Raw genomic sequence first — 14,624 nt, forward strand, 5'->3', positions numbered from 1 at the left:
GCGGGAAATTGCTTCAAATAAAAATTCTATTGCTTATTTTTGCACCGAATTCTGAATTAATTTCAGAATCTAAAAATAATTTTATGACACAGAATCCAAAAAGATATACGATTACAGCGGCATTGCCTTACACAAACGGACCTATTCACATTGGCCATTTGGCGGGTGTTTACGTGCCATCCGATATTTATTCCCGTTACCTGAGATTGCAAGGAAGAGACGTTTTGTTTGTTTGCGGAAGCGACGAACACGGTGTTGCTATTTCGATGAAAGCCAAAAAAGAAGGAATTACGCCGCAGGAAGTAATCGATAAATACGATGGAATTATTCGTAAATCGTTTATTGACTTCGGAATTTCGTTTGACAATTACTCTCGAACTTCGGCTAAAATTCATCATGATACCGCTTCGGAGTTTTTTACAACATTATATGAAAAAGGCGATTTTATAGAACAAGTGACGGAACAATTGTATGATGCGAAAGCGGATCAGTTTCTAGCAGACCGTTTTGTTATAGGAACTTGCCCCAAATGCGGCAATGAAGAAGCTTACGGTGATCAATGTGAAAAATGTGGATCGACCTTGAACGCTACAGATTTGATTAATCCAAAATCGACTATTACCGGAGAAACTCCTATTATGAAATCGACAAAACATTGGTTTTTGCCTTTGGATCGTTACGAAGATTTCTTGAAAGAGTGGATTCTCGTTAGCCATAAAAACGACTGGAAACCCAATGTTTACGGACAAGTAAAATCGTGGATTGACGGCGGACTAGAGCCTCGAGCGGTAACGCGTGACTTAGATTGGGGAATTGATGTTCCTGTTCCTGGTGCCGAAGGAAAAAAATTATATGTGTGGTTTGACGCACCTATTGGATACATTTCGGCTTCGAAAGAATGGGCTGCACGCGAAGGAAAAGAGTGGGAACCGTACTGGAAAGATCAAGACACGAAGTTGGTTCACTTTATAGGGAAAGACAATATTGTTTTTCACTGTATCATTTTTCCTGCGATGCTAAAAGCCGAAGGAAGCTACATTTTGCCTGACAATGTTCCTGCAAACGAGTTCTTGAACTTAGAAGGAAATAAATTATCTACTTCAAAAAACTGGGCGGTTTGGTTGCACGAATATTTAGAAGAATTTCCAGGTCAGCAAGATGTTTTGCGTTATGCTTTGACATCAAATGCACCCGAAACTAAGGATAACGACTTTACTTGGAAAGATTTCCAGGCGAGAAACAACAATGAATTGGTTGCTATTTATGGTAATTTCATAAACCGTGTTGTGGTTTTAACCAATAAATATTACAAGGGAGTTGTACCTACGCCAAACGAATTATCTGAGGTTGACGAAGCAACTTTAACGGAATTAAAAGCGTATCCAGCTGTGATTTCGAGTTCAGTCGAAAGATATCGTTTTAGAGAAGCACTTGGTGAATTAATGAATGTAGCTCGTCTTGGAAATAAATATTTAGCTGACGAAGAACCTTGGAAAGTAATCAAGGACAATCCAGAGCGCGTACAAACACAAATGTATGTGGCTTTGCAAATCGCAGCTGCTTTGAGTTCACTTTGTGAACCGTTCTTGCCTTTTACAGCGACTAAATTATCAAGAATATTAAAACTAGAATCTCCGTTGTCTTGGATTACCATTTCAGAAACTTCTAATTTGATTGTAGCGGGACACCAAATTGGGGAAGCTGAATTGCTTTTCGCCAAAATTGAAGACGAGGAAATTCAGAAACAAATAGACAAACTAGAAGCGACTAAAACAGCCAACAAAGCCGAAAATAAAGTCGTAGAACCTCAAAAAGAAGCGATTCAGTTTGATGATTTTTCCAAAATGGATTTGCGTGTTGGAACCATCATAGAAGCTACTAAAATGCCAAAAGCAAACAAGCTTTTGATTTTGAAAGTAGATACTGGAATTGACGTTCGCACTATTGTTTCGGGAATTGCAGAGAGCTTCAAACCCGAAGATATTATTGGTAAGAAAGTGACTGTTTTGGTGAACTTAGCGCCAAGAAACCTTCGGGGAGTAGAAAGTCAAGGCATGATCTTAATGACCACCAATGCAGAAGAAAAACTGGTTTTTGTAAATCCAGATGCTGATGCAGCCAATGGCGAGACAATAAATTAAGAAATAAAATTCAACATGAATTTCACTAATTTACACGAATGAATTTGTGGTAATTAGTGAAATTCGTGTTTTAATAAAAACAAAAATGACCAATGCAAAACCTAGATTAGCATTAGCTTTTGGAATACTTTGTATTTCTATTTTTCCAATATTGGTTAAACTCTCACTTACTCCTGGGCTGATTTCTGCATTTTACAGAATGGCATTCGCAGTAGCATTGCTATTACCCTTTGTACTTATTACAAAAAAATTTACACTACCAAAAACAAATGTTTTACTCCTTGCTATTCTATGTGGAGTATTATTTGCCTCTGACGTTGCTGTTTGGAACATTGCTATACAGACATCGAGTGCCACACAGGCATCTCTATTAACTAATTTATCTCCGCTTTGGGTTGGTATTATTTCATATGTCTTCCTGAAAACCAAACCGGCTACCAACTTTTGGATAGGAACAGCCGTCGCATTATTTGGCATGGCGATGCTAGTAGGTTTTAAATTTTTCTTAGAATTGGATTTTGACACTGCTTTTCTTTTGGCCGTACTATCAGGAGTGTTGTATTCGATATATTTATTAGTCAGTAAAAATGTACTTTCTCAAATGGATGTACTTTCCTTTATGACAATCAGTTTACTGGCATCGACAGTATATTTAGCCGCAGTTTGTCTTTGGATGAACGAACCTTTTTCGGGTTTTTCAGATATGGGTTGGTATGTACTATTGATACAGGCCGTGGTATGCCAATTACTCGCATGGATTTCGATAAGCTATGCTACACAACACATGCGTCCCACTCGAGTTTCACTAAGTTTACTAGGTCAAGCGGTATTAACATCAATTTTGGCGTGGTTGTTTCTAGACGAAAAGATCACATTGCATATGATTATTGGTGGTCTTATTTTACTTGTCGGTATCCGAATCACCTTTTACACCAAGACACTTTCGATAAAAAACATTAAATAGATTTCCACTTTAGCACTAAAAAATAATATGAAAAATTTAAAAGTAATAGCTTTCGACGCAGATGACACCTTATTCATAAACGAAACCTATTTTGCTGAAACAGAAGAGAAATTTTGCAGTTTAATGAGTGATTACCTATCACATCAAGGAATTTCAAAAGAGCTATTTAAAATCGAAATCGACAATTTAAAATTATATGGTTATGGCATCAAAGGCTATATTCTTTCCATGATTGAAGCGGCGATGAAAATCTCAAATAACACCATCTCAATCGAAGTAATTGAGCGTATAATCCAGTACGGAAAAGAGTTAACAGAAAAACCTATTGTATTATTAGAAGGTGTAGAAGAAACACTACAAGCATTGCATGGAAAATATAAGTTAGTTGTTGCCACCAAAGGTGACTTATTAGACCAACGAAGAAAACTACACAATTCCGGACTAGGGAAATATTTTCACCACATCGAGGTGATGTCAGACAAACAGGAAATTGACTACTCTGATTTGATAAAACGTTTAGAAATTGAACCTTCTGAATTTTTCATGATTGGAAACTCATTAAAATCGGATGTTTTACCAGTTCTGGCTATTGGAGGTTATGCTGCTCATATTCCGTTTCATACTACTTGGGAACACGAAAAAATTGACCACAAAATAGTGCATGAAAATTTTATGGCTCATGAAAAAATAACTGAGGTTCTAAAAAAGCTAAAATAAAACCTTTTTTCTTACTAAAAAACTGTTATTTAACTACATATCTATTAAAATAGAATACAAAATTCCGTCAAAATCAGATAAAATTTTATGAAAAATACAATCTCCCCCCACTAAATAAGGGTTATTCCCTTTTTTTTATGTAATTATCTATATTTTTTACATAATTTACTGTTCGAAATTTCTTATTAAACAAAATGTGTTACTTTTGCCTAAATTCTAAATTCTAAATTTAAAGAAAAATGAAAAAAGGTATACTTACGTTGGTTTTTGCTGCGGCATTCTCTACAATTTCAGCTCAAACAGAGCCAGTACAAACAATTAATCCTGAATTTAACAAATGGTCTGTTGAATTAGCTGGAGGTTTAAACAAACCTATGAGACCTATGACTGCTGGATACAGAACTGCAGTAACAAGTGCTTATGTAGCTGATCTAGGAGTTAGATACATGTTTAACAACAAGTTTGGTTTAAAAGCTGACTTCGGATACAACAGCTTTAAAGAAGGAGAAAACTCAATCGGATTTGACTCTAAATATTACAGAGCAGATTTACAAGCAGTTGCTAACTTAGGAAGAATCATGAATTTTGAAACTTGGACTAACACACTTGGATTATTAGGTCATGCTGGTTTTGGTTTAGGTTTTGGTGAAGCTGAAAATAGCACAGGAACAGATAAAATGGGTAACTTTATGGCTGGTGTAACAGGTCAAATTAAATTATCTAACAGAATTGCATTAACTGGAGATTTCACAACAATCCTTAATGCTAAACAAAATCGTACTTTTGATGGTGCAAGTAACGTAAGAACACCTGGATTTGCAGGAGTACTTTTTAACGGAACTGTAGGTTTAACAGTTTACTTAGGTAAAAATGAAAAACATGCTGACTGGGTAACTTTAGTAGACAAAGATGTAATCGCTTTAACTGGTAGAGTTGATAATCTTGAAACTATGTTAATCGATACTGATCAAGATGGTGTTGCTGATTACTTAGACTTAGAAAAAAATACAGTTTCTGGTGTAATGGTTGATACTAAAGGAAGAGCGATTGACTTAAACAACAATAACGTTCCTGACGAATTAGAAAGCTATTTAATGGCTAACTACGTTAACAAAAATGACAAATCTGGTTCTTTTAACGACAATGAAGTAGTTAAAGGTTTAATCAATGGTGGTTATGTAGCTACTTATTTTGATTTTGACAAATCAACTCCATCTAACGTTTCTACTGAAGGTATCGATTTTATCGTGACTTACTTAAGAGCTAATCCTTCTGCATCTGTTGAAATTACAGGTCATGCTGACGAATTAGGAAACTCTGCATACAATGACAAATTGTCTAATGCAAGAGCTAACAATGTGAAAAAGATCTTAATGAAAGCTAATATTGATGCTAACAGATTAAATATTGTTGCAGCAGGTGAAGACAATTCAGTTCAAAAAGATTCTGAAATGGCTAGAAAATTAGTTAGAAAAGTAACTTACAGAATAAAATAATTTATTATTAAATTATAGAAAAACCTAAAATGGAATATTGAACTTCCATAAAGGTTTGGAAATTTAATAAATGCTTTATATAAAATGAGCCCGATATTGTATCGGGCTCATTCTTTTTGTAACTAGTTTCATTATTGTAAAATAAGCTAATTTGTTCGTTTTAGTTTCGGCTTATAACTTTGTCTTTACAATAATTCAGGTTTCATATAGATTAAGGAGGTTTCTATAAATATCACACCTTAATAATACTGTTTGACTTTTGAAGAGAATACAATAAAAAATAAACTCAAACTTTTCATTCTTTTTCATTTTTGGAACGAGACAGCAATTCTAATTACTTGAGTAGTTTATTGAGATTCCTCCTCTGACGAAATAACAAACTAAATGTTAGAATACAGATATGAAAAAAATCACAGTAATTTCGATACTAAGATTTTACAAATCACTGCTCAACTCTCGTTTTGATATATTTTCTTAAATCGAATATCAAATACTATTATTTCCTTTGATGGTAATTCTAAAACTATCCGTTTACACTTTCGATAATTCCTTTTAAAAATGCGTTGAAATCGAAATCAGGACTTTCTTTTAAACCCATGCGTACAATGACCAAATCTAACGATGGAATAATAGCTACCATCTGTCCTTGAAACCCGCTACAATAATACATATCGCGTGGAACGTCTGGGAATTTTCCGCCAGCATTTAACCAAAAATGAGCGCCGTAACCACCTTTTGAAGTAGCAGTAGGAGTTGCCACATACTTCACCCAACTTTCATCCAAAATTTGCTCTCCATTCCAATTTCCTTTATGCAAGTACAGCAAACCAAATTTTGACCAATCACGCGTCGTAGCCCAGCCGTAGGACGATCCTACATAATTACCCGCCATATCCGTTTCGAGCACCATCGAATGCATCCCTATTTTATCAATCAATGCAGAATACCAAAAATCAAGATATTCTTGATGTGTTTTAAACTGATTTCTCAAAATGTACGACAATAAGTTTGTCGTTCCAGAAGAATAGTTCCAATGCGTATTAGATACAAATATTGACGGCTTTTCCAGTTGCACTCTTCCCATATTCTTTGATTGAAAAAGCATTTTTGTAGCATCACAAATTGTACTGTAATTCTCTTCCCACTCGAGTCCAGAATTCATATGAAGCAGATCATTAGTGGTAATGTTTTTGCGCTTATCATTCTGCCACTCTACTATTGGCGCCGACTTGTAAATATCATACTTTCCTTGTTTTTCAAGTATTCCAAACATTGTCGCCGTAATACTTTTAGTCATGGACCAGCCCAGAATTTTGCTGTCTTTGTTGAAACCAATATCATATTTCTCGGCAATAATTTGGTCCTTGTGTATGACTATTACAGAACGTGTTCTTTTATGTTTTTTTCCTGCTTTATCAAAAGCATTGGACACAGCCGCATTTAATTTCGAATAGTCAACTGAACTCAAAACAGTATCTTTCTGATCTAGATTACCATAAGGGAAAGGCAAATCAGAATTTAATTTGCTTCTATTAGGAACCTCATATGCTGCGGATGTATCAAAATCAGAGTCTATCAAAGTAACACCGAGTCCTTCTCGATAAATCGCTTTTCGTTCTTTCAATCCATAAACCGAAGCTGTCGTAAATTGACCGTTTTCATCAATTTTATTTGTAGCCAAATCAATCATCTTAATATCGTTATCGCCTTTTTCAATCGCCTCCATCGAACGATGATCCATGAAATGTCCCGAGGCAATACTTTTGGCTGAAAAGCCTGAAATCAAGTCTAATTTAGGATAAGTAATAGATCCGTAATAAATGATTCCTATTAAAGCGGCAAAACCTATGAGTTTGAAGAATTTTTTCATTTGACAAATATTTAATGCAATTTAACAAAATATCTAATCAATAGACCAATATTATATTTTGATACTAGCATAAGAAACAAAGATAAAAAACAGCAAATTAGCAGCAGAAACAATTTGGATTTTAGTACTTTTGTATTTAGAACTTTTCTAAATAATTATGCTAGATATTCAAAAAATAAGAGCCGATTTTCCTATACTTTCACAAAAAGTGAACGGAAAACCTTTAATTTATTTCGACAACGGAGCCACATCACAGAAACCGCAAGTTGTGATTGATGCTATTTCAAAATACTATCAGGAAATCAATGCCAATATTCATCGTGGAGTACATACTTTAAGCCAACTGGCCACTGATGCATATGAAATTTCTCGTGGAAAAATTCAAAATCATATCAACGCCAAACATTCTCATGAAGTACTTTTTACTTCAGGAACTACTTTCGGAATCAATTTAGTTGCTAACGGATTTGCTGCTATTTTAAAACCAGGTGACGAAGTATTGGTTTCGGCATTAGAACACCATAGTAACATTGTGCCTTGGCAAATGCTGTGTGAGAAAACGGGAGCCGTTCTTAAAGTCATTCCCATGAATGAAAAAGGGGAATTAATCATGGCAGAATTCGATAAATTACTTTCGAAAAAGACTAAAATCGTTACCACAAATCATATTTCGAATGCGCTAGGGACTATCAACCCAATCAAGTACATGATTGATCAAGCGCATGCTGTGGGAGCTGCTATTTTAATTGATGGAGCCCAAGCAGTTCCCCATTTAAAGCCAGACGTTCAAGATTTAGATTGTGACTTTTATGTTTTTTCAGGACATAAAATGTGCGGACCAACTGGAGTGGGAATTTTATACGGAAAAGAGGCTTGGTTGAATAAACTTCCTCCTTATCAAGGTGGTGGCGAAATGATCAAAGAGGTGACTTTCGAAAAAACAACTTATGCGGAACTACCTCATAAATTTGAAGCGGGAACCCCAAATATTGCCGGCGGAATCGTTTTAGGAACTGCAATAGATTATATGAATGAGGTTGGTTTTGAAAATATTCAAAAACAAGAGTTGGAATTATTAGAGTACGGGACTAAACGCCTATTGGAAATTGAAGGTTTGAAAATTTTTGGTACCTCTAAAGAAAAAACTTCCGTAATTTCGTTTAATATCAAAGGCATTCATCCGTACGACATTGGCACCATAATTGACAAATTAGGAATAGCGGTTAGAACTGGGCATCATTGCGCGCAACCGATTATGAATCATTTCAATATTCCAGGAACAATACGAGCATCATTCTCTTTTTACAATACCAAAGAAGAAATTGACGTAATGGTTGAAGCTGTAAAAAGAGCTACTCTAATGTTATCTTAAGTTTACAAACGATGAGAATACTATCTATATTATTACTGACTATTTTCCTTGGAAAAAGCTGTGAAGGTCAAAACAAGCAAGACTTAGAATCGGCAGTTATTGAGTATACCGCTAATTCAAGAGGTTTTTACCAAAAAATAACGGTTCAAAATCAAATGGTCACAATTTCAAAAGATAGGAGCGGAAATGACAAAGTCTTGACTACAAAAATAGAAGAGCAAGATTGGGAACAATTAGTAAATTGTTTCAAAAAAGTCGAATTGGATAGCTTGCCAAAACTGAAAGCACCAACCGAAAAACGTTTTTATGATGGTGCGGCAATTGCTAATTTTAAAATCATTTATAAAGATATAACTTATGAAACGACTAGTTTTGATCATGGTTTTCCACCAAAAGAGATTAAAAAATTCGTAAATAAAATAAATTCATTTGCAAAACAAAACGATGAAAATTAAAGAAATACAAGACGAAATAGTAGACGAATTCTCCATGTTTGATGACTGGATGGAGCGCTATGAATACATCATCGAATTAGGAAAAAAACTTCCGTTAATTAAAGAAGAATTCAAGACCGAAAACAATTTGATAAAAGGCTGCCAATCGAAAGTGTGGTTGCAGGGAGAGCAAAACGATGACAAAGTCGTCTTCACTGCCGACAGCGATGCTATTTTGACAAAAGGAATTATCGCTATTTTGATCCGGACTTTTTCTAATCAATCGGCATCAGATATTCTGGAATCTAATATGGATTTTATCGATGAAATAGGACTTAAAGAACATCTATCACCCACTCGTGCAAACGGTTTGGTTTCGATGATAAAAAACATTAAAATGTATGCATTGGCATTCAACTCGAAGAATTGATTTTAAAATTTATGTCAAATAATAAATTAAAAACTTACATTACTTAAATGTTTGACCACACAAAAACAGAATAAAACTAAAACAAAAATGACACAAGAAATAGACACAAACGAATTAGGAGAAGCAATCGTAAAGAAATTAAAAACAATTTACGACCCTGAAATCCCTGTAGATATTTATGAATTAGGATTAATATACGATGTAATGGTAAATACTGATTATGAAGTTAAAATCTTGATGACACTTACCTCTCCTAACTGCCCCGTTGCAGAAAGTTTACCTAGAGAAGTAGAAGAAAAAGTGAGATCAATCGAGCATGTAAAAGATGCTGAAGTGGAAATTACTTTCGATCCACCTTGGAGTAAAGATTTAATGAGCGAAGAAGCTAAATTAGAATTAGGAATGCTTTAATTAGTTATAAAGTCAAAAGTCATAAAGGCCATAACGATGTACTTTATGACTTTCGACCTTCGACTTTAAGACTTTTATATGGAAGAAATAATTAATAAAGTTGCAAATAGTGCTTTGGAAGTATTCGACTTAGAAGATTACTATCCAAAAGGCATTCGCTCTCAGGTTGACATTTCGCAATGGCTCTTGGAAGGATTTTTATTGAAAGAAAAAGACTTTAGGGAACATCTTAAAAATTACGATTGGACGCAGTACCAAGATCAGTTTGTGGCCATCAACTGCAGCACAGACGCCATTGTTCCGGCATGGGCTTCTATCTTAGTTACAATCCAACTGGCTCCTTTCGCTAAGAAAGTAGTAAATGGAAACATTGACGATTTAAACGCCGCTTTGTATGAAGAGTTACTAGCTAAAATTGACTATTCGTCTTATGCCAATAAATCAATTATTATAAAAGGCTGTTCTCAAAAACCAGTGCCAATGCGTGCTTATGTAATAGCTGCTCAAAATTTACAACCCTTCGCACGTAGCATTATGTATGGAGAAGCTTGTTCAGCAGTTCCCTTATACAAAGCAAAAAAATAGTATCAATTAAAATATTGGATCATGAAAAAATCAATACTTTCTATCGTATTTATTTTAGCTGTGTTTTTTGGAAATGCTCAGGAAACTCCAATAGACACTACTAAAGTTTGGACAAAAAACGGAAATATCTCTTTGCTTTTCAACCAATCAGCGTATAATAAGCAGTGGCTAGGCGGTGGAACTTCGAACATAGCTGGGAATTTCGGTATAAACTATGACTTCAACTATAAAAAAGGTGATGTCGTTTGGGATAATAAATTTATCCTGGCTTATGGTTTAACTAAAATAAAAGGAGCTGAGATGTCCGCAAAAACCGATGATCGTTTGGAATTGAATTCTCTTTGGGGAAAAAAAGCTCGCGGTGACTGGTATTACTCTATATTTTTCAATTTCAAAACGCAGATGGATTCTGGTTATGATAAAGACAACCAGAAGATTTCTCATTTTTTCTCTCCAGCCTATACCCAATTTGGACCTGGAATGTTATGGAAAAAAAGCAATAATCTGAGTGTGAATTTTTCTCCCGCTACTGCAAAATTGATTTTGGTACACAATCACTTTACTGATCTTGGTCCGTCATTTGGTGTTTTACAAGGCGATAATTCTCGATTTGAATTTGGCGCTAGCATTTCTGGATACTATAAATTTAATGTGATGGCAAATGTGTCCATTGAGAATCGACTGAATTTATATTCTAACTATCTAGATAATCCGCAGAATGTCGATATCGACTACCAAATGAATCTGGTGATGAAAATAAACAAGTATCTATCGGCAAACGTAGCTGTACAAGCTATTTATGATGACAATTCAGTAAAAGCAGTTCAGGTAAGAGAAATATTTGGAATAGGAGTGAATTACGGTTTTTAAATAAAATTTCATTTTAAGAAAAATCCCTTTTGAAAATTATTCAAAAGGGATTTCATATTTTATATAATAAAGAAAAGTTATTCCTTTTCTTCTTTCTCAACCGCATCTTTATAATCAGGATATAAAAACTTATTGTAAGGAAAACGAGTAATGTGTATGTGTCTTACCGCTTCGTAAACGCGTTCTCTAAACTCTTCAAAATTTTCTTTGTTGGTTGCCGAAATGAACAAGGCATTATCCTCACCTACTCGACTCATCCAAGTTGACTTCCACTCTTCAAGCGTATTGTGTCTTGGTGTTTTCTCTGTCATTAAATCGTCTTCATCAATGGTCAAATGCTTGTAGGCATCAATTTTATTAAAGACCATAATAACTGGTTTGTCATTTGCTTTGATATCCATTAATGTTTGATTCACTGATGCAATATGGTCTTCAAATTCCGGATGCGAAATATCAACAACATGTAATAACAGATCAGCTTCTCGAACCTCATCCAGCGTACTCTTAAAAGAATCTACTAATTGTGTAGGTAATTTTCGAATGAAACCTACTGTATCAGAAAGCAAGAAAGGCAGGTTTTTAATAACTACTTTTCGAACTGTAGTGTCCAAAGTGGCAAAAAGCTTGTTTTCGACAAAAACATCACTTTTACCGACAGCATTCATCAAAGTTGATTTTCCCACGTTAGTATAACCTACCAAAGCTACACGAACCATAGCGCCGCGATTACCACGTTGCGTGCCCATTTGCTTGTCAATCGCTTTGATTTTATCTTTCAATAAGGCAATTCTATCACGCACAATACGTCTGTCTGTTTCGATTTCTGTCTCTCCAGGTCCACGCATTCCAATTCCCCCTTTTTGACGTTCTAAGTGAGTCCACATTCCAGAAAGTCTAGGCAATAAGTATTGGCATTGCGCTAATTCTACTTGCGTTCTGGCATAAGAAGTCTCGGCTCTTTGCGCAAATATATCCAGGATAAGGTGTGTTCTATCCAGGATTTTACATTCTACAATAATTTTAGAAATATTTTTTTGTTGCGAAGGAGTCAATTCATCATCAAAAATCAATGTTGAAATCTCATTCTCTTTTACATATAAGTGAATTTCTTCTATTTTACCTGTTCCTACAAAAGCTTTAGGATTAGGTCGTTCCATTTTCTGTGTAAAACGCTTCACCACTTCGCCACCTGCTGTAAAAGTTAGAAACTCTAATTCGTCAAGATATTCATTAAGTTTCTCTTCACTTTGATTTTGAGTTACAATCCCAACAATGGCTGTTTTTTCGAAATTTATTACTTCTTTTTCTAACATATCTTTGTATAAGCTACAAATTTAATGATTTGCACGCTACTTATGGAATTTATGTCTTTATAAAAACCAAAAGCCGTGAAAAATGATAGTTTTTCACAGTTTAAAACCAGTAATCGATTTTTCTTTAGCCACTAAAAATTTTGAAAACTATTGATTCTTATTTGTTACAACTAAAAAAGCCTTATTTAATTAGCAATAGGACGTAGTAATTCCTATGTATTTTTATTTAATTTTACGCGACTATAATTTTCTTTTAATGAATCGATTTTTGCCTCTCTTCTTTGTTTTGCTTTTTCCAGCGCTGCTTTTGGCTCAAGAAAATTCAGCGGCTTTACTAAAGGAACTAGATCAAACGATTGAGAATCACCAATTCTATTCGAACCAAAAAGAGCATACAATTGATTCCCTAAAACAGCTTTTAAAACCCACATCGAGTGATCTTCAAAAACAGGAATTGTATGACCAGCTATACGAAGAATACCGAGTTTATAAATCGGATTCCGCTTTAGTTTTTGCTCGAAAAAGTATGCAAATCGCTATTAGACTAAAAGATTCCAAAAGGAGTGATCAAGCCGCCCTTAAGCTTGCTTCGATAATGGGAACTTTAGGCATGTACAAAGAAGCAACTGACATTCTAGCAAAAAACCAAGGCAATAGCTCTCCAGATTTAAGAGGTTCATATTACGCTGTTAATCGAATGCTTTATAGTTACATGTATGATTATGCAACCTCTGCATATGAAAAAGAAAAATATGCTGCCTTAACTCAAAAATACCGTGACTCCACGCTTTCGTATATCCCTAAAAATGCTAGACAGCATATTATCATTCAGACGGAGCAATTAATTAAAAATAAGCAAGAGGATCAATCGTTGCGTCAGCTTCTTAGCATTTTCCCTACTATATCTCTTTCTGATCCGGATCGGGCCGTTTTTGCTTACATCATTTCTAACATCTATCAAGAGAAAAAAGACCGCGAAGCCGAGAAAAAATGGTTGGCAATTTCTGCCATTTCTGATTTGAAGTTGACCAAGAAAGAAAACATTTCGCTGCGAAACCTAGCCTTTTTACTATATGAAGAAGGTGATATCGACAGAGCTTACAAATACTTGCAACGCTCCTTAGAAGACGCACTCTTTTGCAATGCACGGTTAAGAACCTACGAAATTTCTAAAATGATGCCTATCATCAATGAAGCTTATGAACATCAGAATCAAAAGAACCAAAAACAACTTTGGTTATTTCTTATAAGCTTAAGTTTATTGACTATAATCTTATTAATTGTACTGATTTTGCTTTTTAAGCAAATGAAAAAATTAAAGATTGCCCAAAAGGATTTAAACTACGCAAATTCACAATTGACTGAGCTTAATGTTGTCTTACAAACCATCAATTTAAAACTTAAGGAGACGAATAGTTCACTTACAGAAACTAATCTTGTAAAAGAAATCTACATTGGTAAATACATGGATCAATGTTCTGATTATATTGGAAAATTAGAAGGCTATCGCCGAAAATTGAATGTGATGGCAACCGCAGGAAAAATGAATAACCTCATCAGCGCCATTAAATCAAAACAGTTTATTGAAGCCGAATTAAAAGAGTTTTACACCAATTTTGACACTACTTTTTTGCTACTCTTTCCTGACTTCATCACTGAATTTGAATCTTTGCTGATTGATACCGAATTAACTCAGCTGAAAGAAGGAGAACTCCTCAACACCGAATTACGAATCGTAGCACTAATTCGTTTGGGGATTAAGGACAGTGCTAAAATAGCAGTTTTTCTTCGCTATTCTGTTTCAACTATTTATAATTATAGATCCCAAATTAAAAATAAAGCCGCAGGACCCCGCGAGGAATTTGAGGCAAATGTGATGCGAATAGGAACTGGAATAAAGTAACGAGACCTAAATTGCAAACGTACATTTAGCATCTAAAACTGATTAATAGATCTGTTTTTCGAATAAAAACACCCTACTTTTTTTTATTCTAAAATAACTACAATTAAATCATAATCAG

Annotated in this window: 13 protein-coding genes; 11 read left to right on the forward strand and 2 right to left on the reverse strand. The window is 34.7% G+C overall.

All coding sequences use genetic code 11. From position 1 onward, the window contains the following. The first annotated feature begins 83 nt into the window (after window positions 1-83). The 4 genes from metG (at window position 84) to FQU23_RS03735 (ending at window position 5,318) form a co-directional block, all read left to right on the forward strand. Window positions 84-2,141, forward strand: coding sequence for a methionine--tRNA ligase (gene metG, locus FQU23_RS03720; protein WP_147672635.1), 2,058 nt, complete (start codon window positions 84-86; stop codon window positions 2,139-2,141). An 85-nt stretch (window positions 2,142-2,226) separates the two neighbouring features. Then, the gene (locus FQU23_RS03725; protein WP_147672636.1) at window positions 2,227-3,105 is read left to right on the forward strand and encodes a DMT family transporter; all 879 of its coding nucleotides are present in this window, start codon (window positions 2,227-2,229) and stop codon (window positions 3,103-3,105) included. 27 nt (window positions 3,106-3,132) lie between these two features. Next, complete coding sequence (locus FQU23_RS03730) at window positions 3,133-3,822, forward strand: HAD family hydrolase (RefSeq protein ID WP_147672637.1); 690 nt, start codon at window positions 3,133-3,135, stop codon at window positions 3,820-3,822. A gap of 239 nt (window positions 3,823-4,061) precedes the next feature. Further along, window positions 4,062-5,318, forward strand: coding sequence for an OmpA family protein (locus tag FQU23_RS03735; RefSeq protein ID WP_147672638.1), 1,257 nt, complete (start codon window positions 4,062-4,064; stop codon window positions 5,316-5,318). Window positions 5,319-5,841: 523 nt separating this feature from the next. Here the strand turns inward: FQU23_RS03735 and FQU23_RS03740 are convergent. Then, complete coding sequence (locus FQU23_RS03740) at window positions 5,842-7,188, reverse strand: serine hydrolase domain-containing protein (protein WP_147672639.1); 1,347 nt, start codon at window positions 7,186-7,188, stop codon at window positions 5,842-5,844. A 157-nt stretch (window positions 7,189-7,345) separates the two neighbouring features. Here FQU23_RS03740 and FQU23_RS03745 point away from each other — a divergent pair, with 157 nt between their 5' ends. From FQU23_RS03745 to FQU23_RS03770, 6 genes are all read left to right on the forward strand, one after another. Further along, entirely contained in the window at window positions 7,346-8,560 is a 1,215-nt protein-coding gene (locus FQU23_RS03745; RefSeq protein WP_147672640.1) for an aminotransferase class V-fold PLP-dependent enzyme, read from the forward strand. Between the two features lie 11 nt (window positions 8,561-8,571). Continuing rightward, window positions 8,572-9,015, forward strand: a complete 444-nt coding sequence (locus FQU23_RS03750; RefSeq protein ID WP_147672641.1) for a hypothetical protein — start codon at window positions 8,572-8,574, stop codon at window positions 9,013-9,015. Further along, a complete protein-coding gene (locus FQU23_RS03755) occupies window positions 9,005-9,424 on the forward strand; it encodes a SufE family protein (protein ID WP_147672642.1) in 420 nt (139 codons plus the stop codon). Before FQU23_RS03750 ends, FQU23_RS03755 begins: the two co-directional genes overlap by 11 nt. An 87-nt stretch (window positions 9,425-9,511) precedes the next feature. Then, the gene (locus FQU23_RS03760) at window positions 9,512-9,835 is read left to right on the forward strand and encodes an SUF system Fe-S cluster assembly protein (RefSeq protein WP_147672643.1); all 324 of its coding nucleotides are present in this window, start codon (window positions 9,512-9,514) and stop codon (window positions 9,833-9,835) included. Between the two features lie 78 nt (window positions 9,836-9,913). Beyond that, window positions 9,914-10,420, forward strand: a complete 507-nt coding sequence (locus FQU23_RS03765; protein WP_147672644.1) for a DUF2480 family protein — start codon at window positions 9,914-9,916, stop codon at window positions 10,418-10,420. A gap of 21 nt (window positions 10,421-10,441) precedes the next feature. Then, entirely contained in the window at window positions 10,442-11,290 is an 849-nt protein-coding gene (locus tag FQU23_RS03770) for a DUF3078 domain-containing protein (protein WP_132109224.1), read from the forward strand. A 77-nt stretch (window positions 11,291-11,367) separates the two neighbouring features. On the opposite strand, the gene hflX is transcribed toward FQU23_RS03770, so the two are convergent. Next, window positions 11,368-12,603, reverse strand: coding sequence for a GTPase HflX (gene hflX / locus FQU23_RS03775; protein ID WP_147672645.1), 1,236 nt, complete (start codon window positions 12,601-12,603; stop codon window positions 11,368-11,370). 256 nt (window positions 12,604-12,859) lie between these two features. Between hflX and FQU23_RS03780 the strand changes: the two genes are divergently transcribed. Further along, window positions 12,860-14,506 carry a DUF6377 domain-containing protein gene (locus tag FQU23_RS03780; RefSeq protein WP_147672646.1) on the forward strand — a complete coding sequence of 549 codons (1,647 nt, stop codon included), beginning with the start codon at window positions 12,860-12,862 and terminating at the stop codon, window positions 14,504-14,506. The last annotated feature ends 118 nt before the right edge of the window (window positions 14,507-14,624 follow it).

It is taken from the genome of Flavobacterium sp. XN-5, from assembly GCF_008033395.2.
GTDB classification, from domain to species: domain Bacteria; phylum Bacteroidota; class Bacteroidia; order Flavobacteriales; family Flavobacteriaceae; genus Flavobacterium; species Flavobacterium hiemivividum.

Bases quoted from the DNA above. Each gene is read 5' to 3' on its own strand.
- FQU23_RS03735 (WP_147672638.1), top strand. From the start codon at position 4,062: ATGAAAAAAGGTATACTTACGTTGGTTTTTGCTGCGGCATTCTCTACA.
- FQU23_RS03770 (WP_132109224.1), top strand. From the start codon at position 10,442: ATGAAAAAATCAATACTTTCTATCGTATTTATTTTAGCTGTGTTTTTT.
- hflX (WP_147672645.1), bottom strand. From the start codon at position 12,603: ATGTTAGAAAAAGAAGTAATAAATTTCGAAAAAACAGCCATTGTTGGG.
- FQU23_RS03755 (WP_147672642.1), top strand. From the start codon at position 9,005: ATGAAAATTAAAGAAATACAAGACGAAATAGTAGACGAATTCTCCATG.
- FQU23_RS03780 (WP_147672646.1), top strand. From the start codon at position 12,860: ATGAATCGATTTTTGCCTCTCTTCTTTGTTTTGCTTTTTCCAGCGCTG.
- FQU23_RS03765 (WP_147672644.1), top strand. From the start codon at position 9,914: ATGGAAGAAATAATTAATAAAGTTGCAAATAGTGCTTTGGAAGTATTC.
- FQU23_RS03725 (WP_147672636.1), top strand. From the start codon at position 2,227: ATGACCAATGCAAAACCTAGATTAGCATTAGCTTTTGGAATACTTTGT.
- FQU23_RS03740 (WP_147672639.1), bottom strand. From the start codon at position 7,188: ATGAAAAAATTCTTCAAACTCATAGGTTTTGCCGCTTTAATAGGAATC.
- metG (WP_147672635.1), top strand. From the start codon at position 84: ATGACACAGAATCCAAAAAGATATACGATTACAGCGGCATTGCCTTAC.
- FQU23_RS03760 (WP_147672643.1), top strand. From the start codon at position 9,512: ATGACACAAGAAATAGACACAAACGAATTAGGAGAAGCAATCGTAAAG.
- FQU23_RS03730 (WP_147672637.1), top strand. From the start codon at position 3,133: ATGAAAAATTTAAAAGTAATAGCTTTCGACGCAGATGACACCTTATTC.
- FQU23_RS03745 (WP_147672640.1), top strand. From the start codon at position 7,346: ATGCTAGATATTCAAAAAATAAGAGCCGATTTTCCTATACTTTCACAA.
- FQU23_RS03750 (WP_147672641.1), top strand. From the start codon at position 8,572: ATGAGAATACTATCTATATTATTACTGACTATTTTCCTTGGAAAAAGC.